At 69.0% G+C, this 16,373-nt stretch carries 18 protein-coding genes; 8 read left to right on the top strand and 10 right to left on the bottom strand.

Annotation, left to right across the window (positions count from 1 at the left end):
* Window positions 1–68: 68 nt before the first annotated feature.
* The 4 genes from ACLBWH_RS06315 to ACLBWH_RS06330 are packed head-to-tail and all read right to left on the bottom strand — an operon-like array spanning window position 69 to window position 3,204.
* Window positions 69–1,034, bottom strand: coding sequence for a peptidoglycan-binding protein (locus ACLBWH_RS06315; protein ID WP_447797580.1), 966 nt, complete (start codon window positions 1,032–1,034; stop codon window positions 69–71).
* Window positions 1,031–1,453: a hypothetical protein gene (locus ACLBWH_RS06320; RefSeq protein WP_447797581.1), complete on the bottom strand. Its 423-nt coding sequence runs from the start codon at window positions 1,451–1,453 to the stop codon at window positions 1,031–1,033. Before ACLBWH_RS06320 ends, ACLBWH_RS06315 begins: the two co-directional genes overlap by 4 nt.
* Window positions 1,437–2,783: a flagellar protein export ATPase FliI gene (fliI, locus tag ACLBWH_RS06325; RefSeq protein WP_447797583.1), complete on the bottom strand. Its 1,347-nt coding sequence runs from the start codon at window positions 2,781–2,783 to the stop codon at window positions 1,437–1,439. The genes ACLBWH_RS06320 and fliI overlap by 17 nt, the downstream gene beginning before the upstream one ends.
* Before the next feature lie 16 nt (window positions 2,784–2,799).
* The gene (locus tag ACLBWH_RS06330) at window positions 2,800–3,204 is read right to left on the bottom strand and encodes a flagellar biosynthesis repressor FlbT (RefSeq protein WP_447797585.1); all 405 of its coding nucleotides are present in this window, start codon (window positions 3,202–3,204) and stop codon (window positions 2,800–2,802) included.
* Between the two features lie 173 nt (window positions 3,205–3,377).
* Between ACLBWH_RS06330 and ACLBWH_RS06335 the strand changes: the two genes are divergently transcribed.
* The 3 genes from ACLBWH_RS06335 to ACLBWH_RS06345 are packed head-to-tail and all read left to right on the top strand — an operon-like array spanning window position 3,378 to window position 7,745.
* Window positions 3,378–4,655 carry a flagellar hook protein FlgE gene (locus tag ACLBWH_RS06335; RefSeq protein ID WP_447797587.1) on the top strand — a complete coding sequence of 426 codons (1,278 nt, stop codon included), beginning with the start codon at window positions 3,378–3,380 and terminating at the stop codon, window positions 4,653–4,655.
* A gap of 49 nt (window positions 4,656–4,704) precedes the next feature.
* A complete protein-coding gene (locus ACLBWH_RS06340) occupies window positions 4,705–6,819 on the top strand; it encodes a flagellar hook-associated protein FlgK (RefSeq protein WP_447797589.1) in 2,115 nt (704 codons plus the stop codon).
* Between the two features lie 14 nt (window positions 6,820–6,833).
* The gene (locus tag ACLBWH_RS06345) at window positions 6,834–7,745 is read left to right on the top strand and encodes a flagellin (RefSeq protein WP_447797591.1); all 912 of its coding nucleotides are present in this window, start codon (window positions 6,834–6,836) and stop codon (window positions 7,743–7,745) included.
* Between the two features lie 164 nt (window positions 7,746–7,909).
* Here the strand turns inward: ACLBWH_RS06345 and ACLBWH_RS06350 are convergent, their stop codons facing one another.
* Together ACLBWH_RS06350 and ACLBWH_RS06355 are read right to left on the bottom strand one after the other, a co-directional pair.
* Window positions 7,910–9,688: a hypothetical protein gene (locus ACLBWH_RS06350; RefSeq protein ID WP_447797593.1), complete on the bottom strand. Its 1,779-nt coding sequence runs from the start codon at window positions 9,686–9,688 to the stop codon at window positions 7,910–7,912.
* On the bottom strand, window positions 9,685–9,924 hold the full coding sequence (locus ACLBWH_RS06355; RefSeq protein WP_447797595.1) for a hypothetical protein: 240 nt from the start codon (window positions 9,922–9,924) through the stop codon (window positions 9,685–9,687). The genes ACLBWH_RS06350 and ACLBWH_RS06355 overlap by 4 nt, the downstream gene beginning before the upstream one ends.
* Window positions 9,925–10,014: 90 nt before the next feature.
* Between ACLBWH_RS06355 and ACLBWH_RS06360 the strand changes: the two genes are divergently transcribed.
* Window positions 10,015–10,434 (top strand): hypothetical protein, encoded by a 420-nt coding sequence (locus ACLBWH_RS06360; protein WP_447797597.1) that lies wholly within the window; start codon window positions 10,015–10,017, stop codon window positions 10,432–10,434.
* 4 nt (window positions 10,435–10,438) lie between these two features.
* Here the strand turns inward: ACLBWH_RS06360 and ACLBWH_RS06365 are convergent, their stop codons facing one another.
* The 4 genes from ACLBWH_RS06365 to ACLBWH_RS06380 form a co-directional block, all read right to left on the bottom strand.
* Window positions 10,439–11,320 (bottom strand): hypothetical protein, encoded by an 882-nt coding sequence (locus ACLBWH_RS06365; RefSeq protein WP_447797599.1) that lies wholly within the window; start codon window positions 11,318–11,320, stop codon window positions 10,439–10,441.
* 37 nt (window positions 11,321–11,357) lie between these two features.
* Window positions 11,358–11,747: a DUF6468 domain-containing protein gene (locus ACLBWH_RS06370; RefSeq protein ID WP_447797601.1), complete on the bottom strand. Its 390-nt coding sequence runs from the start codon at window positions 11,745–11,747 to the stop codon at window positions 11,358–11,360.
* Window positions 11,744–12,751: a flagellar motor switch protein FliM gene (gene fliM / locus ACLBWH_RS06375; RefSeq protein WP_447798194.1), complete on the bottom strand. Its 1,008-nt coding sequence runs from the start codon at window positions 12,749–12,751 to the stop codon at window positions 11,744–11,746. The genes ACLBWH_RS06370 and fliM overlap by 4 nt, the downstream gene beginning before the upstream one ends.
* Before the next feature lie 77 nt (window positions 12,752–12,828).
* A complete protein-coding gene (locus tag ACLBWH_RS06380; RefSeq protein ID WP_447797603.1) occupies window positions 12,829–13,323 on the bottom strand; it encodes a flagellar basal body-associated FliL family protein in 495 nt (164 codons plus the stop codon).
* 145 nt (window positions 13,324–13,468) lie between these two features.
* Here ACLBWH_RS06380 and ACLBWH_RS06385 point away from each other — a divergent pair, with 145 nt between their 5' ends.
* Genes ACLBWH_RS06385 through flgH form a run of 4 tightly spaced genes read left to right on the top strand, consistent with a single transcriptional unit; the run spans window position 13,469 to window position 16,236 of the window.
* Window positions 13,469–14,209, top strand: coding sequence for a flagellar hook-basal body complex protein (locus ACLBWH_RS06385; RefSeq protein WP_447797605.1), 741 nt, complete (start codon window positions 13,469–13,471; stop codon window positions 14,207–14,209).
* Between the two features lie 34 nt (window positions 14,210–14,243).
* Window positions 14,244–15,029 (top strand): flagellar basal-body rod protein FlgG, encoded by a 786-nt coding sequence (flgG, locus tag ACLBWH_RS06390; protein WP_447797607.1) that lies wholly within the window; start codon window positions 14,244–14,246, stop codon window positions 15,027–15,029.
* Window positions 15,030–15,037: 8 nt separating this feature from the next.
* Window positions 15,038–15,481: a flagellar basal body P-ring formation chaperone FlgA gene (gene flgA / locus ACLBWH_RS06395; protein WP_447797609.1), complete on the top strand. Its 444-nt coding sequence runs from the start codon at window positions 15,038–15,040 to the stop codon at window positions 15,479–15,481.
* Window positions 15,482–15,495: 14 nt separating this feature from the next.
* On the top strand, window positions 15,496–16,236 hold the full coding sequence (flgH, locus tag ACLBWH_RS06400; protein ID WP_447797611.1) for a flagellar basal body L-ring protein FlgH: 741 nt from the start codon (window positions 15,496–15,498) through the stop codon (window positions 16,234–16,236).
* Window positions 16,237–16,373 lie beyond the last annotated feature (137 nt).

Raw genomic sequence — 16,373 nt, forward strand, 5'->3', positions numbered from 1 at the left:
CCCGCATCGCACAATCCTATATCACGTATAGGATTTCAGGGACTTAGCGATTTTCATATTGATCGGGGTTAGGACAATGTTTTGACGCTGCGCTCGACATAAGCGGTCAGCCACTGCCGATGCGCCTGTACGGAATCGCCGGCGACCGCGATCCGCTGGTTGGCGGCGGCGACGCCGATCTGCGCCTTCAGCAGCATCCGGGCGCGATCCGGGGCGAGTCCGCCGGTCAAAAACCGGATCGCGTCGCGCGCGCCGAGATGGTGGCCGATATAGGCGCCGCGGGCGAGATCCCGCACGCTGCCGTCCAGTCGGATGCCGGCGGCGCGGAGCTGCGAGAGATTGTGGCCGGCATAATCGGCGATCGCGTGGATCGCGGCGGCGCCGTCGTAGCGCATCGCCAGCAACGGCGCGCGCGCCGCCGCCAGCAGGCGCCCGCCCTGGTCGATCCAGCCGCGCTCATGCGCCGCGGCGTTCAGCCAGGTGCCGGCGCGCTCGGTTTCGGAGATCCACGTGCCGGTCAGGAACTGGCCGAGGCCCGCGGCGCTGGAATGGGGATTGCGCGACATCGTCTGCCAGCGGCCATCGGCGCCGGTCGCGGCCTCGGCATGGATGATCGCGGTCAGCACCGGCGCGGGCAGGCCGGTGCGCGACGCCGCGGCATCGATCGTGCCGGCATAATCCGCATTCGCCGCCAGCCCGCGCGCGGCGCCGTCCGGGTCGCGCTCGCCGTCGTGGCGACGATCCCGCCGATCGCCGCGATCGTGCTGCGGCGCGACCGCGGGCGGCATCCACGCCGGTGCCGGTTGCAGCCGCGCCGCGGCGTCGGCGGCATCGCCGCCCAGCATCACCATCAGCGAGCGCAGGCTCGCGTCGGCCGCCGCCGGCCGGCGGTCGCCGCGCGGTTCGCGCACGCCGCTGTCGCCCAGCACCGCCTGCCACAATTGGTCGCTCAGCTCGGCGCGGGCCTGATCGTAGATCAGCTCGGCACGCTGGCGCGGGTCGAGCGCCGCGATGTCGATACGCCCGATCGTCACCGCGTCGCCGACCAGCCTTCGGCCGAGCGGCGGCCGGCGAGATCGTCGAGGTCGCGCTGTTCGGCGGCGGCGAGCATCCGGTTCGCCTCCTTGCGATGCTGTTCCACCGCCAGCTCGATCACCCGCGCCTTGCCATAGGCCTGCACCGCGCGCTCCTGCAGCCGTTCGAGCCGCGCGTCGGCATCGGCGGTCGCGGCGGCGAGATCCTGCTGCGTCGCGCGCATCCGCGTCAGATAGCTCTGCGTCGGCAACAAGGGTGAGTCCGCCGCGATCGCGCGCTCGTCGGCGACCGTCGTGCGCGCCTCGATGCAGGCGGCATGCGCCAGCGTCGCGCGCTCGACCTCGACCGCGATGGTGACGCGGATCGCCTCCACCTCGCGCTGCTGGACGCGGAGCGCGCCATCAAGCGGCGTCGTCATCGCGATCCTCCTGCATGTCGAGCAACGCCGCCAGCGCGGCGAAGCTCTGCGCCGCGCCGCCGCGATCGTGGCGGCGCTGGCTGAGCAATCCCTCGATCGCCGGGGCGAGGCGGATCGCGGTATCGACCTCGGCGTTGCTGCCCGGACGATAGGCGCCGAGCCGCACCATCTCCTCCATGTCGGCATAGGTCGCCAGCACCTGCCGCGCCGCGTCGCGCAGCCGGTTCTGCTCGGCGTCATGCGCCTGGGGCAGCGTGCGCGAGACCGATTTGAGCACGTCGATCGCCGGATAGCGGCCGCGTTCGGCGATGCGGCGGGTGATGACGACATGGCCGTCGAGGATGCCGCGCACCGCATCGGCGATCGGCTCGTTATGGTCGTCGCCGTCGACCAGCACGGTGAACAGCCCGGTGATCGATCCCTGACCCGGAAGGCCGGGACCGGCGCGTTCGAGCAGCCGCGGCAGCTCGGCGAAGACGGTCGGCGTATAGCCCTTGGTCGTCGGCGGTTCGCCGCTCGCCAGCCCGATCTCGCGCTGCGCCATCGCGAAGCGGGTGACCGAATCCATCATGCACAGCACGTTGCGGCCCTGCGCGCGGAAATGCTCGGCGACCGCCAGCGTCGTCCACGCGGCCTGGCGGCGCATCAGCGCGGGCTCGTCGGAGGTCGCGACGACGACGACGCTGCGCGCGAGTCCCTCGACGCCGAGATCGTCCTCGACGAATTCCTGCACCTCGCGCCCGCGCTCGCCGATCAGCCCGATCACCGCGACGTCGCATTCGGTCCAGCGCGCCAGCATCGCCAGCAGCGTCGACTTGCCGACGCCCGATCCGGCGAACAGCCCCAGCCGCTGGCCGCTGCACAGGGGCGCGAAGACGTCGAGCGCGTTGACCCCCGTCTCCAGCTTGCCGCCGATCCGCGCCCGCGACGCGGCGGGCGGCGGCGAGGCCTTGACCGGCACCGCCTGCGCCCCCTGCGTCAGCGCGGGGCCTTCGTCGATCGGGCGGCCAAGCCCGTCGATGACGCGGCCGAGCCAGCTGTCGGACGGACGCAGCGTGAACTGTCCCGCGGCGAGATCGGCCTGCGCGCCGGAGGCGATGCCCTGCGGATCGCTGAACGGCAGGCAGTGGACGATGCCGCGATCGAGCCCGGTCACCTCCGCCTCGACCAGCCCGCCGGCCGCGTGGATGCGCAGCCGCGACCCGATCTGCGCGGCGCCGGCGAGGCCCTCCGCCGCGATCAGCGCGCCGCGCACCGCGACGACGCGGCCGTAGCGGCCGTCGGGCACGATGCCGCGCAACCCGGCGGCGACGGCGGACAGATCGGTCATCGCGCTGCGGCCCTCGTCACGCCACCGCGCCGGGCAGCCGCGCCATCGCCTCGGCTTCGTAGGAGATCAGCCAGCGGCAGTCGGTCAGCCCCGCATAGAAATCCATCCGCGCCACCTTCTCGGCGAAGGCGGCGCAGATCGCCTTGGCCTCCATCCACTCGAAGGCGTTGAGCAGGTCGCCGATCAGCGCGAGCAGCGCGTCGCGATGGCGGTCGATCTGGTCGGGATCGATATAGGCCATCATACAGGCGAAATAGAGCCGCTTGGCGGGCGTATCCGCCTCCTCCGGCGTCATCACGTCGCGCCCGCGCAGGATCGACGCGGCATTTTCCACGCAGATCTGCGTGCGGCCGACGGCGCGGATCACCGCCCCGTTGACGATCATTTTCTCGCTGTCCTTGAGCGTGATGTACAATGCCATGGCGACCCCGCCTCCTCGCCGTCATTATAGGATGACATTGGCGTGACCGATGCGATCCGGGAAAGCGCGACATCGTTTTGGCCGGACGATGCGTCCTCCTACAATGACAGGGAAGCGGGGCGGCGTTCCCGCGCTCTTGATGCACGGAGAATGACGTGGGCCTTTATTCCGCAATGTCCGCCGGTGTTTCCGGCCTGAAAGCACAATCGAGTGCGATGAGCACCGTCGCCGACAACATCACCAACGTGAACACCGTCGGCTACAAGGCGACCTCGGCCGACTTCAAGACGATGGTGGGCGGCGGTTCCAACGGCGGCGACTATTCGGCCGGCGGCGTCAATGCGGTGACGCACGCGCTGGTCTCGAACGCCGGCGTGTCGCAGCCGACCAACAGCAATGCCGATCTCGCGATCGGCGGCCATGGCTTCTTCGTCGTCGGCGCCGATCCCAGCGCCACCACGATCGCCTACACGCGCGCCGGATCGTTCAGCAAGGACAAGAGCGGGTATCTGCAGAACACCAGCGGCTATTATTTGCTCGGCTGGCCGCTCGACGCCAAGGGCGGGTATTCGAACACGGGCAGCACCAAGGATCTGCAGCCGATCAACTACGAGAGCCTGTCGGGCGCCGCGCTGCCGACGACCAAGCTCACCTTCCGGGCCAATCTGCAGAGCACGACGACCGCGCACACCGGCTATACCGCGGGCGACATGCAGTCGGGCAAGGCCACGCCCGATTTCGTCAAGCCGGTGTCGGTCTATGACGCGCAAGGCGGCGCGCATCAGCTGACGCTCGCCTTCATCAAGACCGCGCCCAACACCTGGCAGTCGGAAATCTATGCGGTGCCGGCGAGCGACGTCAGCGCGACGAACGGCATCGTCGCGAGCGGCACGATCAAGTTCAACAGCAACGGCACGCTCAATCAGGCGGGATCGACCGCGGCGCTGTTCGGGTCGATCTCCCCGGCGTGGACCAACGGCGCCGGCTCGTCGCCGATCGCGCTGGCGCTGGGGTCCGACGGCGGACTCGACGGGCTGAGCCAGTCGAGCGACGTGTCGGAACTCACCTTCTCGGGCGCCGACGGCGGCCTGATGGGCAAGGTGAGCGACGTCAACGTCAGCGAATCCGGCGTGGTCAGCGCGGTGTTCGACAACGGCACGATGCGCGCCATGTATCAATTGCCGCTCGCCACCTTCGCCAATCCGGACGGGCTGACCGCGATCCAGGGCAACGCCTATCAGGTGTCGGACACGTCGGGCACGGCGGCGATCAATCCCGCGGGCGCGCGCGGTGGCGGCAAGATCGCGGGCAAGATGCTCGAAGGGTCGACGGCCGATCTTGCGACCGAATTCACCAACATGATCCGCTTCCAGCGCGCCTACAGCGCCTCGTCCAAGATCATCACCACGGTCGACCAGATGCTGCAGGAACTCAGCGAGATGAAGCGCTGATCTCCGCGGCGGCGCGCCTTCTTTCCATCCACGATAAGGATCTCCAGCCGTGTCCCTGAGCGACATCCTCGGCGCCGCGGCCTCGGGCCTTTCCGCCTCCCAGGCGGGGCTGGGCGCCGTGTCCAACAACATCGCCAACGTCGATACGCCGGGCTATGCCCGGCAACGCGTGACGATGTCGACCAACGTCGGCCTCGGCCAGATGAGCGGCGTCACCGCATCGGAGCCGAGCCGCGTCGCCGACCGCTATCTGGAAAGCGCGGTCTATCGGCGCGGCGGCGACGCTGGCCGGTCGGACGTGGTGTATCGCTTCCTCGACCGGGTGCAATCCTATCTCGGCGCGCCGGCGGGCAGCAGCAGCGACAGCCTGGGTTACGGCATACCGACGCAGCTCAACACGCTGATCAGCAAGGCGACGCTGATGACCGGGTCGTCGGACCCGCATCAATATAGCAACGCCTTCCTGCTCAGTGCCGGCGAGTTCCTCGACGGCGTCGGCCATCTGTCGAACGACATCAAGACGACGCGCTCCGACGTCGCCTCCGAGGTCGGCGACACGGTGTCCCGTGCCAATATCCTGCTGAAGCAGATCTATGGCTACAACGCCGATATCTCGCGTCAGCAACTGTCCGGACGCAGCGTCTCCGGACTCGCCGACCAGCGCCTGTCGGCGTTGCAGGAATTGAGCGGGCTGATGGACCTCCACACCATCACGCAACCCGACGGCAAGGTGATGATCGAGACGACCTCGGGCCAGACGCTGCTCGACAGCCGGCTGCGCCAGTTCGACTATCCCACCGGCGGCGATACCGCGTCGTCGCAATATGCCCCGATCAAGATCCGCTTCGCCGACGCATCGGGCACGCCCGGTGCCGCGACCGGCCAGACGGTCGACGGCGCCGCGGTCGGCGGCAAGCTCGGCGGCCTGCTGCAACTCCGTGACGCGGTGCTGCCGGCCTATTCGGACAAGATCGCCGGGCTCATGAGTGAGGCCGGCAAGTCGCTGAACGCGGCGTCCAACGCCAGCACCGCGGCACCGGCACCGCAAAGCCTGATCGGTCGGCCCAGCGGATTGGTCAGCGGCGACCGGCTCGGCTTCACCGGCGCCGCGGTCTTCGCCGTCACCGCGCGAGACGGCACCATACTGGCGAAGACCAAGGTCGATTTCGGCGTGCTCGGCGCCAATGCGACGGTCAACGATGCCGTCGCCGCGATCAACGCCGGTCTCGGCGGCAAGGGCAGCGCGACGCTGGCGAGCGACGGAACGCTGACGCTGCAGGCGAGCGGCAGCGGCGCCGGCATCGTCGTCGCGCAGGACCCGAGCAGCCCGAGCGACCGCGCCGGCGTCGGCTTCTCGCAATTCTTCGGCCTCAACGACGTGGTTCGCGCCGATCACAATCCGCTGGTGCCGTCGGGCTTCACCGCCTCCGACCCGACCGGCTTCGCCGCCGGCCAGACCGCGCATATCGTCCTGCGCGATACGTCGGGGCGCGAACTCGGCAATTACACGCTGAACGGCGGCAGTGGCCAGACCTTCGGCGGCGTCATCGCCGATCTCAACGCCAATCTCAGCGGCTTCGGCAGCTTCGCGCTCGACGCCAAGGGACGGATCGCCTTCACGCCGACCAGTGCGGCGGCCGGCGTCACCGCGCTGGTCACCGCCGATTCGACCGACCGGTCCGGGAGCGGCGTCAGCTTCACCGCGCTCAGCGGCCTGCCCGGCGCGGCGGGAAGCGCCACGACCGCCACGGTGCGCGCCGCGCTGGCCGCGGATTCGAACCAGCTTCCGCTCGGCACCTTCATCACCACCGCCGCAGTCGGCGCCAAAGGCATCGGTTCCGGCGACGTCAGCGGCGCCGCGCAATATGTGCAGGCGCTGACGGGCACCCAGGACCGTGGCGCCGCGGGCAATATCAGCATCGCCAATCTCGCCGCCGACATGTTCGCGCGGATGGGGACCGACGCGGCGCAGGCGAAGACGACCAACGTCGATGCCTCGGCACGTCGCGACGAGGCGATCCAGCGTCGCGACAGTTTCTCGGGGGTCAATATCGACGAGGAACTGGCGAACATGGTCGTGTTGCAGAACAGCTATTCGGCCGCCGCACGCGTGCTGACCACCGCCAGCAGCATGTACCAGACGCTGATCGACATGGTACGCTAAAAAAGGAACCGACGATGTCCAGAGTCGCCACATTGCCGACGCAGACCGCACTGGCCAACGCCCTCGGCCGCGGACAGGAAGGTCTCGCCGAGTCCAACGTCCAGCTCAGCACCTTCAAGAAAGTCCAGGATTATGCCGGCCTGGGCACCAGTACGCGCAGCGTCCTGTCCGCCGCGACGCTGCAGGCGCAGCAACAGGCGCAGAGCGATGTCGCCAAGCGCGTCGGCACGTCGCTGAGCTTTTACAATAATTCGCTGAGCGTCATCGACGACAGCATGATCGACCTCAAAAAGAAGCTGCTCGACGCGGTCGGCCAGAACAATGGCGGTGCCGTCAACCAAGTGGTGCAGGAAACGTTCGATCTGATGCGGACCGCGCTGAATGCCAGTGAAGCCGGATCGCCGATCTTCGCGGGTGGCCAGACCAGCACCTTGCCCTTCGTCCCCAGGTCGCTTGCCGATGTGGCGGCACTTGCCTTGCCCGACGCCGCTTTCGCCAACGACGATAGGCATGTGAGCGCGCGGATCGATGGCGATACCGACGTGAGCTATGGCATCACCGCCAGCGAGGTGGGGACCGGTCTGGTCAAGGCGTTCCAGACGCTCGCCGGACTCGGCACCGTCGGCAAGACGATGACGCAGGCGCAGATCGACGCGATCAACAAGGCGATGGGGCAGATCGATGAAGGCGTCGCCACGGTGCGGACAGCCAGCGCCCGCAACGGCGACTTGCAGAACCACGTCGATACGCTGGTGAACAAGGCGCAGGATCGCATCACCCTGCTGTCGGGCGTGATCGGTGACGGCGTCGATGCCGATCTCAAGAAGGTCGCGACCGAATTGTCGCTTCGTACGACGCTGCTCAACGCGTCCTATGCCGCCTTCACCAAGCTCAACGGCATGTCGCTCGCCGACTATCTCAGATAGCGGGACGGCGCAGACGGTCGCCCCGGTGGCAACCGTCTGCGCCGTTAACCGTCGAGGCCTTGGCCTGGATAGCCTTGGACGATCGCGGCTTGGCGCGTCGCCCGATCTACGCTGCGCCAAGCGGCCGCGACGCCGCGATCGTCTGCGGCGGCGATCCATCCTGCCTATTGGCCGAGCGCAATGAGATCCCCGACATCGCCTGCCGGGCTCGCCGACGGCATTGCCGCCATCGCGCGCGCCATCGTCGCGGGCGTCACCGTCTCGGGCGCACCGGTCAGCGCGGCGAAGACCGGTGCGCTCGGCAGATGGGCGAAAGCGTCGCGATAGCGGTCGTGCAGCGCGGCCAGCGCCGCCTTCTGGTGCAACATGGCGAGCGCGATCGCGCGGCGCAGCACGATCGCCTGACCGACCTCGCCGAGCGGCCCCCGGGGCAGGCTCGCCTGCGTTTCGGCGACGACCCGCGCCCAATCCTGTCGCTTCCACGCGATTTCGGCGCGGATCGCGGCACCGTCGGGCACGTCCTGTAACACCGCCATCGCCTCCAACGGACGGCCGAGCTGGTCGAGCGCGACCGCTTCGACGCGCTTGCGCTTGATCACCATCGTTGCCGGATAGTCGGCGTGGTTGGTGCGCCGGATCGCGTCGAGCGCGCGCCCCGGTTCGGCAGCGAGGATGTAGAGCGTCGCGACCTTCACCGACAAAGGACCCTGCGACAGGTCGATGGCGCGTGCGGTCAGCTGATGTTCGAGCAATTGTGCCGCCCGCTCGTAAAGCCCGGCCGCCTGCAGCCGTTCGGCGAGTGCGTCGACCATCGCGTCGCCTTCCGCGCCGCCGGGCAGCAGGTCGCGATAGTCCCAGAACATCCCCGCCGCCTTGTCGAGCGGAATGGCGCTGCCCGGGTCGATCGCCGCGGCCATCTGCGCCTGCATCTCGCCAAGCAGCGCCGGCCCCTGCCGTGCCGGTCCGAAGAAGCGGAACAGCGCGGCGCCATTGTCGAGCGCGCTCTTGAGGTCGTGATGCTGAACCGCGATGGTGTAACCGAGCCGCAATGCGCGTTCCTCGATCCGGTCGCCGCGCCACCGATAGCGCAGATCGTCGATCTGGCGCAGCAGCACCTCGGGCCGCGCCCAGCGATTGACGGCGGCGAGTTCGATCTTGCCGAGTTGCGCCTCGGCGCGGACCGCCGGCGCGCCGGTACGGATCGCCCGGTCGAGCCGCGCGCGCGCCGCCGTCACCTCGCCCAGCACGCCCTGCGCACGCCCGCGCAGCAGGTTGGCGGCGGCATCGGTATCGGGCAGCGCGCTGAGCCACAGCAGCGCTTGATGCGCCTGTCCGCCCTCCAGCGCCGTACGGGCGGCGGCGAGCAGGAACGGCTGGCGTTGCCCGAGCGGGCGCGGCTGGATCGCCGCCGCCGCGCAATTGATCGTCGGCAGTGCTTCGGCGGCGCGGCCTGCTTCGGCGAGCGCGCGCATCCGCCAGGCGCATGCCTCGCGATTGCGCGGCAGACCGCCGCCGCCGAGTGCGTCGATCGCCGCATCGGGGCGGTGGAACAGGACCAGCGCGGCACCGCGGGCCAGCCGGAACGTATCGACCATCCCCAGATCGGGATCGTCCGCCTGCATCACGTCGAGCACGCCGAGCGCGTCCGCACCACGCCGACCCGCGATGAGGCTGCGCGCGTAATTCCACCGTGCACGCTGTCGGTCGATGCCGCGGCTGTGCGTCATCGCGCGCCAGATTTCGGCCTGCGGCAACACGGTGCCGGCGGTGGCGGAGCTGATCCGGCCGTCCTGCTGCAATTGCTGGGCGAAGCCGGGGATGCGCGCCGCGGAGGCGGCGAGGGTCAGGTCCGGATCGGGCGAGGCCAGGATCGGTGCGGGGATGGTCGGCAAAGGGACGACGGCCGCCGCCGCCGCCGTCGCCAGCAACAGCAGGGCCTTCACAACGGCAGCAAAGTCGGCAGGTCGAACAACGCGGTGAGCACGCCGCCGCCGATGCTGGCGATCCCGAACAGCAACACCACGCTCCAATCCAGCTTGAGGCGTTGCGCCGGTGCGGCGGCACCCTGCGCCGCGATCGGCACCGGCGCGGCGGCCGTATCGGAGCGCCGCCGGTCGGCGCCATCCGATCCGGTCGTGCTGGTGAGGCGTACCCGCGGCGGACGCTGATCTTGGCTCATCGGAACGGCTCCCTCATGTTCTTCCCTATTATAGAAGCAGGGCGGCCGCTGCCGACCGCACCGCCCGTCGTTCCGGTGCCGGAGTTCATCATGCGTCCCGTCTTTCCAGCGTTTCTTCTCTTTGGTCTCGTCCTCGCCGGGGCTGCCGCCGCCGCGGACAAGTCGCGCAACACCATCGACGAGGTGCTGGCGAGCAGCGGCAAGCGCTTCGTGCCGATGGACGAGATCACCACGCCGATCTTCGGCGAAAGCCAGATCGAGGGCGGACTGACCGTAAGGCTGGTGCTGGAAACGTCCGATGACGCTGCCGCCGGCGTGTTGCGCACCCAGATACCGAAAATCCGCGCCACCGCGGTGACGACGACGCTCGAATTCGCGCGGCTCAACGCCTCGGGCTATGCCCCGGTCGAAGCGCCGGTGTTGAGCAGCGCGCTCAACCGCGCGATCAAGGCGATCGACCCGCGCGTGACGCGGGTACTGATCGTCCGCCTCGGCGCGCAGGGCGGCTGACCGTCTAATGGCCCGGACGCGCTCCCGTGTCCGTCGGGACGGCGCGGGGCGGCGAGAGGGAGGGCGCGACCATCGCCTGCACCGGCGCCTGTAGCGGCGCCTGCACTGGCGCGGGGACCAGCGCGGGCGCCGGCAAGACGCGCTCGCGGCTCGCCGAATCGAATTGCGCGGTGTCGCGCGCGGCCGGCGCCTGTCCGCGCAGGCTCGGCCGATCGACCTGCGGCCGTTGCGGTGCGGTGATCGCGATCCGCGCCGCGGTGCCGTTGCGGCTGCCGACACGCTTGGCGGTTGCCGCGCCGGGCGGCGCCGTCGGTGCGTCCGCGGCGGTCCGCGCGGGTAGCGGCTGCGGGTGCGAGACCGGGTGGCCGGCGAGCGCCATGCTGAGCTCGGCCGCCGCGACCGGGTTCATGCTCGCCATCAGCAATGCCGCCGATCGCCCGCGCATCCGCCGCGCCACGTTGAGCTGCACCTCGGCGCCGAGTTTTTCGAAGATCGGAGCGGCGCGCGCGGGCTTCATAGCCTGATAGATGCGGGCGAGTTCGTCATAGGCGGTGGCGTTCGCCTTGGCCGGATCGGCGGGGTTGGCGGGATTGGCCGCCTGCGCGTCCTGGACCTGCTGTTCGGCGGCGCGCTGCGCCCGCTCGCGCAGCGCCAGCGCGCGTTCGCGCTCGGCATAGCGTTTGTCGCTGTCACGCATCGCTTGCCCGATCGCCTGGCCGAGCCGGGTCGGCTGGTCGGCGGGCGCGGCGATCGCCACCGCATTGGCGATCGCACAGGTCGCCGCGGCGGGAACGAGGAGCGCGAGCAGCGAGGCGCGGCGCCGGCGGCGGGGCGGGACGATCGCGCCGGCGGGCGGGGCCGGGCGGCGGGCGGAGGATGGGATCATCGGGATACTTTCGGGCAATGGGCAGCGATGCGGTCGGTCAGTGCAGGCCGGCAGGCGCGGCGGTGGGTTCGGCCTCCGCATCCGGCGCGGCCTCTGCCGTCTCGGGCTCGGGCCGGACGCTGTCCGACGCCTCGATGATGCGGTCGGCGACCGCATTGCCGATACCGATCAGCACCGACAACTCGTCCTGCAATGCCTGCGCAGTGCGGATCGTGCGGAAGCCCGAGGCGACATCGGTCGCCAGCAATTGCTTCATCTCGCCGAGCACCTGGGAGGCCTCCTGCGTCGCGCGGTCGAGCGCGACGATCGTGTCGTGCAGATTGTCCGCGCGCATGTCGCGGATGCGGCGCATCATCCGCGTCGCCTGCAACGCGACCACCGCGCACAGCACGACCAGCACGAGATTGGTGATCAGGGCGAAGCTCATCGTTGAAATCCCTTGGCGATGTCGGTGACGATCCGCACCGCGATGTTGCTGCGCCGCTGGCCGATATGGCCGTGGCCGAGCGGCACCCCGCCCGAATGGACCTCGAGCATGTCGTCGGGGCCGCGATCGAGCCGGATGGTCTGGCCGACGGCGAGGTTGCTCACGTCGTGCAGCCGCATCTGGCGCTCGCCGAGCACGACGTCGATCGTCACGTCGGTACGCCACAATTCGCGCGCCATATGCGCTTCCCAGAGGCGGTCGCGGCCGGGGTTCTCGCCCATGAAGCGCTGGAGCAGCTTCTCGCGGACCGGCTCCAGCGTGGCATGCGGCAGCAGGATGCTGAAACTGCCGCCGCGGTCCTCCATGCTCACCGAAAAGGTCGCCACCGCGGTGATGTTGCTGGGACCGGCGATCGCGGCGAAGCGCGGGCTGGTCTCGATCCGCTCCAGCTCGATGTCGATCGCATCGATCGGCTCGAACACGCGCGCGAAATCGTCGAGCGCGAGCTTGATGATCCGCGCGACCAGCCGCGTCTCGATCGAGGTGAAGGCGCGCCCCTCGATCCGTTGCGGCATGCTGCCGCGCCGGCCGCCGAGCAGCGCGTCGACCACCGCATAGATCAACCCGGTATCGATCGTGACGACGCCGTAATTCTCCCATTGCGGCACCTTGAAGACCGCGATCATCGCCGGCAGCGTCACCCGCTTCATGAACTCGCCGAAGCGGACCGAGGTGACCTCCTCCAGCCCGACGTCGATCGCGTCGGAGGTGAGGTTGCGCATGCTGGTCGCGAAGATCCGCACCAGCCGCTCGCACGCCGCCTCCAGCATCGGCATCCGTTCGTGGCTGATCGTGTCGGACTCGACGACCGCCCGCAGCCCCTTCTTCGGTTTGGCGACGGGGACCGCGTCGAAGCCGAACAGAGCGTCGATACCGGCCTGGTCGAACGTCTGCGGCTTGCCGTCGTCGCCCTTCGGCGCGTCGGTGGGCTCGCCGCCGGACATCGCGAGGTCGAGCGGCACGAAGGCGTCCGTGTCGTCGTCGGCGGCGGGGTCGGGCGCCGGATCGGCGGATACGGGGGTCATTGCTGGATGAGATCCTGGATGAGCACGTCGCGGACCGCGCCCTCGCCGAACGCGTCGGCGGCGCGCGACAGCATCTCTTCTTTGACGCGGAAGACCGCTGCCGAGCCGTTGAGATCGTCGGGCCGCAATTCGTGCAGGAAGGGCTGAAGCTCGTCGATGTAGAGCGGCAGGCGGGTGCGCACCGCCGGCACCTTGTCCGTATCCGCGGCGAGCAGGATGACGTGCAGCTTGAGCAGATGCGGCCGGCCGTCGCTGGTGTGGAGGCTGACGACCATCGCCGGCACGTCGATCATCGCCTTTTCGGAATCGACCGGTTTTGCCGCAGCCGCGTGGCCACGGCTCTGGTTGAGCCAGGCGTAGGCGCCGCCGGCCAGCACCAGCAACAGCACGACCGCGGCGGCGATCAGCGGCCCGCGCCGGCTTTTCCCGCTACTGGCGGACGCGTCCTCGATCTGCCGGTCGTCTGCATCGTCGTCGCCGCTATCGATCACAATCGTCCCCTTCAGGCTGGCCGCACCGTCGCGAATTCCTGCGGCGGTGCGACGTATCGGCCGGTTCTGCCTCTATTATAGGATCGGCGGGCGGCTCTTTTCCGGCCGGCGCAATTGATTGGCGTTTTTTCGGGAAGGTCACCGCATGGATGTCTCGTCCTACGTATTGCTGAGCCACGAGCAGGCGTTGCGGCGGCGGCTGGACGTCGCCGCCAACAACATGGCCAACACCAATACGGTCGGCTTCCGCCGCGAACGTCCCGTGTTCCGCGAATATGTCGAGCGCAGCCAGCAGGCGCAGATCCGCGACGCGCGCAGCACCTCGTTCGTGCTCGATTTCGGCGCGGTGCACGACACCGCACCCGGTCCGTTCCAGATGACCGGCAACCCGCTCGACGTCATGATCCAGGGGCAGGGCTATCTCACCGTCCGCACGCCCACCGGCACCGCTTATACGCGCGCCGGCTTCATCAAGATCTCCGCCGACCACGAACTGACCACCGCCGCCGGCTATCAGATCCTCGACGACCGCGGCGCGCCGATCAGCGTGCCGCAGGGCGAGGAGGCGCGCGTCACCATCGGCCAGGACGGCACCGTGATGGGCGCGAACGGTCCGCTCGGGCGGCTGGGGCTGACCGCCTTCGCCAACGAGGGCGCGGTCACCCCGCGCGGCGACGGCGTGATGAACGGCACCGGCGGGCGCGTGCTCGACGCGTCGGAGGTGCAGCTCAAGAGCGGCGGCGTCGAGGGGTCCAACGTCGAGCCGATCGTCGAGACGACGACGCTGATCGACATCCTGCGCTCCTATCAGTCGAGCCAGCAGATGAGCCAGAGCCTCGACGACATGCGCCGCGACGCCATCCAGCGGCTCGGCAAGGTCGGCTGAGCCAGACACTTCAGATCACGAGGAAACCCACATCATGCGCGCCTTGTCCATCGCTGCCACCGGCATGCTGGCCCAGCAGACCAACGTCGACGTCATCTCGAACAACATCGCCAATATGAACACCACGGCCTATAAGCGGCAGCGGGCCGAGTTCCAGGATCTGCTCTATCAGCAGGTGTCGCGCCCCGGTGCCGAATCCGGCACCGACGGCACCCGCATCCCGACCGGCATCCAGATCGGCGCCGGCGTGCGCACCGGCGGCGTCTATCGCATCCACGAACAGGGCGCGCTCACGCATACCGGCAATCCCTATGACCTCGCGGTCAGCGGCATGGGCTTCTTCCAGGTCACGATGCCGAACGGCGATTTCGCCTACACCCGCGCCAGTTCGTTCCAGTTGTCCGATCAGGGCGAATTGGTCACGACCGATGGCTATCGGGTCAATCCCGGCATCACCATCCCGCAGGGGGCGGAGCAGGTCAGCGTCTCCGAAGTCGGCCAGGTCCAGGTCAAGATGCCCGGCCAGACCGCGTTGCAGATCGTCGGCCGGCTGCAGCTCACCACCTTCGTCAACGAGGCCGGGCTGGAAGCGATCGGCTCCAGCCTGTTCAAGCAGACCGAAGCGTCGGGGCAGCCGAATGTCGGCAACCCCGGCGACATCGGTTATGGCTCGATCAGGCAGGAATTCGTCGAAGCGTCCAACGTCAACCCGGTCTCGGAAATCACCTCGCTGATCGCCGCGCAGCGCGCCTATGAAATGAACAGCCGGGTGGTGAAGACTGCCGACGAGATGCTGTCGACCACCACGCAGCTGCGCTGAGCCGCGGCATGATGCTCGCGCTGATCGTCGCCGCCGCGCAGGCGGCAGCGCCCGCACCGGCGACGTCGCGCGACGTGCCGGTGGCGGTGCTCGGCCGGGTGGTCGAGCGCGGCGAGCGCGTCGCGGCGTCCGACTTCACCGTCGAGCGCCGATCGCCCGGGCAGGTGCAGGGCGCCCTCGGCGCGCAGGAGGCGGCAGGGCTCGAGGCGACGCGCCGCTTGCAGGCGGGACAGGTCGTCCGTCGCGGCGACCTCATCGCCCCGCAATTGGTCCATCGCGGCGACAGCGTGACGATCACGCTGCGCAACGGTGGGCTGTCGATCACCAGCGCCGGCCGCGCGCTGTCCGGCGGCGGGATCGGCGAGCGGGTCCGCGTCGTCAGGCTCGTCACCAACACCACGCTCGACGCGATCGTCGAGGGCGAGGGCCAGGTCGGCCTGATGACCCGTTGAAGAAGGAATATCCGATGCGTCACATCATGACGGTCGTCGTCGCCGCCGCCCTGCTCGGCGGCTGCGGTACGGTCGGGCGGTTGCGCGATGTCGGCCGGGCACCGCGGATGTCGCCGGCCGAGGATGTCGCCTCGCCGCTGCTCGAACCGTCGCTCGGCAACGAGGGCCGGGCGCATCGTGCCGCGACTGCCGACGGTCGCCCGGCGACGCCGGTGCCGGCGCCGAACGCCTCGCTGTTCCGCACGGGTGCCGGCGCCTTCTTCCACGACCAGCGCGCGTCGGGCAAAGGCGACGTGTTGATCGTGCGCATCCGCATCGCCGACAAGGCGGTGCTCGACAATTCGACGACGCGCAGCCGCAGCGGCAGCGAGACCGCCGGACTGCCCAACCTCTTCGGCCTGTTCGCCAAGGACACGTCAAAGCTGATCGACGGTTCGTCGGAATCCAAATCGAGCGGCGCCGGCAATACCGCGCGCAGCGAGCAGATCGATACCACGATCGCCGCCATCGTCACCGACGTGCTGCCCAACGGCAATCTGATCGTCCAGGGCCGGCAGGAGGTGCGGGTCAATTTCGAGCTGCGCGAGATGCTCGTCTCCGGAATCGTCCGGCCGCAGGATATCGCGCGCGACAACAGCATCCTCAACACCCAGCTCGCCGAGGCGCGCATCAGCTACGGCGGCCGTGGCCAACTCACCAACGCGCAGCAGCAACGCTGGGGGCAGCAGATCTACGACGCGCTCTTCCCGTTCTGACCCGAACGGTGCGGCAGGCTTCGGACAGGGTTGATCGCCGTCGCGCGGCCCTCCGGTTCGTTGTCTATCGTATTGATTAGGCGGGAAATTAAAATTTCAAAATAATCGTCGGTCGTTTTGGTGGGTCGGAAAACATT

The sequence above is a fragment of the Sphingomonas sp. M6A6_1c genome, from assembly GCF_053345135.1.

What these genes read in the sequence shown, in the direction of transcription:
- ACLBWH_RS06370 (WP_447797601.1), bottom strand. Translation starts at nt 11,747, where the DNA reads ATGAGCTTCGCCCTGATCACCAATCTCGTGCTGGTCGTGCTGTGCGCG.
- flgA (WP_447797609.1), top strand. Translation starts at nt 15,038, where the DNA reads ATGATGCTCGCGCTGATCGTCGCCGCCGCGCAGGCGGCAGCGCCCGCA.
- ACLBWH_RS06360 (WP_447797597.1), top strand. Translation starts at nt 10,015, where the DNA reads ATGCGTCCCGTCTTTCCAGCGTTTCTTCTCTTTGGTCTCGTCCTCGCC.
- fliM (WP_447798194.1), bottom strand. Translation starts at nt 12,751, where the DNA reads ATGTCCGGCGGCGAGCCCACCGACGCGCCGAAGGGCGACGACGGCAAG.
- ACLBWH_RS06320 (WP_447797581.1), bottom strand. Translation starts at nt 1,453, where the DNA reads ATGACGACGCCGCTTGATGGCGCGCTCCGCGTCCAGCAGCGCGAGGTG.
- ACLBWH_RS06385 (WP_447797605.1), top strand. Translation starts at nt 13,469, where the DNA reads ATGGATGTCTCGTCCTACGTATTGCTGAGCCACGAGCAGGCGTTGCGG.
- ACLBWH_RS06330 (WP_447797585.1), bottom strand. Translation starts at nt 3,204, where the DNA reads ATGGCATTGTACATCACGCTCAAGGACAGCGAGAAAATGATCGTCAAC.
- ACLBWH_RS06355 (WP_447797595.1), bottom strand. Translation starts at nt 9,924, where the DNA reads ATGAGCCAAGATCAGCGTCCGCCGCGGGTACGCCTCACCAGCACGACC.
- fliI (WP_447797583.1), bottom strand. Translation starts at nt 2,783, where the DNA reads ATGACCGATCTGTCCGCCGTCGCCGCCGGGTTGCGCGGCATCGTGCCC.
- ACLBWH_RS06335 (WP_447797587.1), top strand. Translation starts at nt 3,378, where the DNA reads ATGTCCGCCGGTGTTTCCGGCCTGAAAGCACAATCGAGTGCGATGAGC.
- flgH (WP_447797611.1), top strand. Translation starts at nt 15,496, where the DNA reads ATGCGTCACATCATGACGGTCGTCGTCGCCGCCGCCCTGCTCGGCGGC.
- flgG (WP_447797607.1), top strand. Translation starts at nt 14,244, where the DNA reads ATGCGCGCCTTGTCCATCGCTGCCACCGGCATGCTGGCCCAGCAGACC.
- ACLBWH_RS06345 (WP_447797591.1), top strand. Translation starts at nt 6,834, where the DNA reads ATGTCCAGAGTCGCCACATTGCCGACGCAGACCGCACTGGCCAACGCC.
- ACLBWH_RS06365 (WP_447797599.1), bottom strand. Translation starts at nt 11,320, where the DNA reads ATGATCCCATCCTCCGCCCGCCGCCCGGCCCCGCCCGCCGGCGCGATC.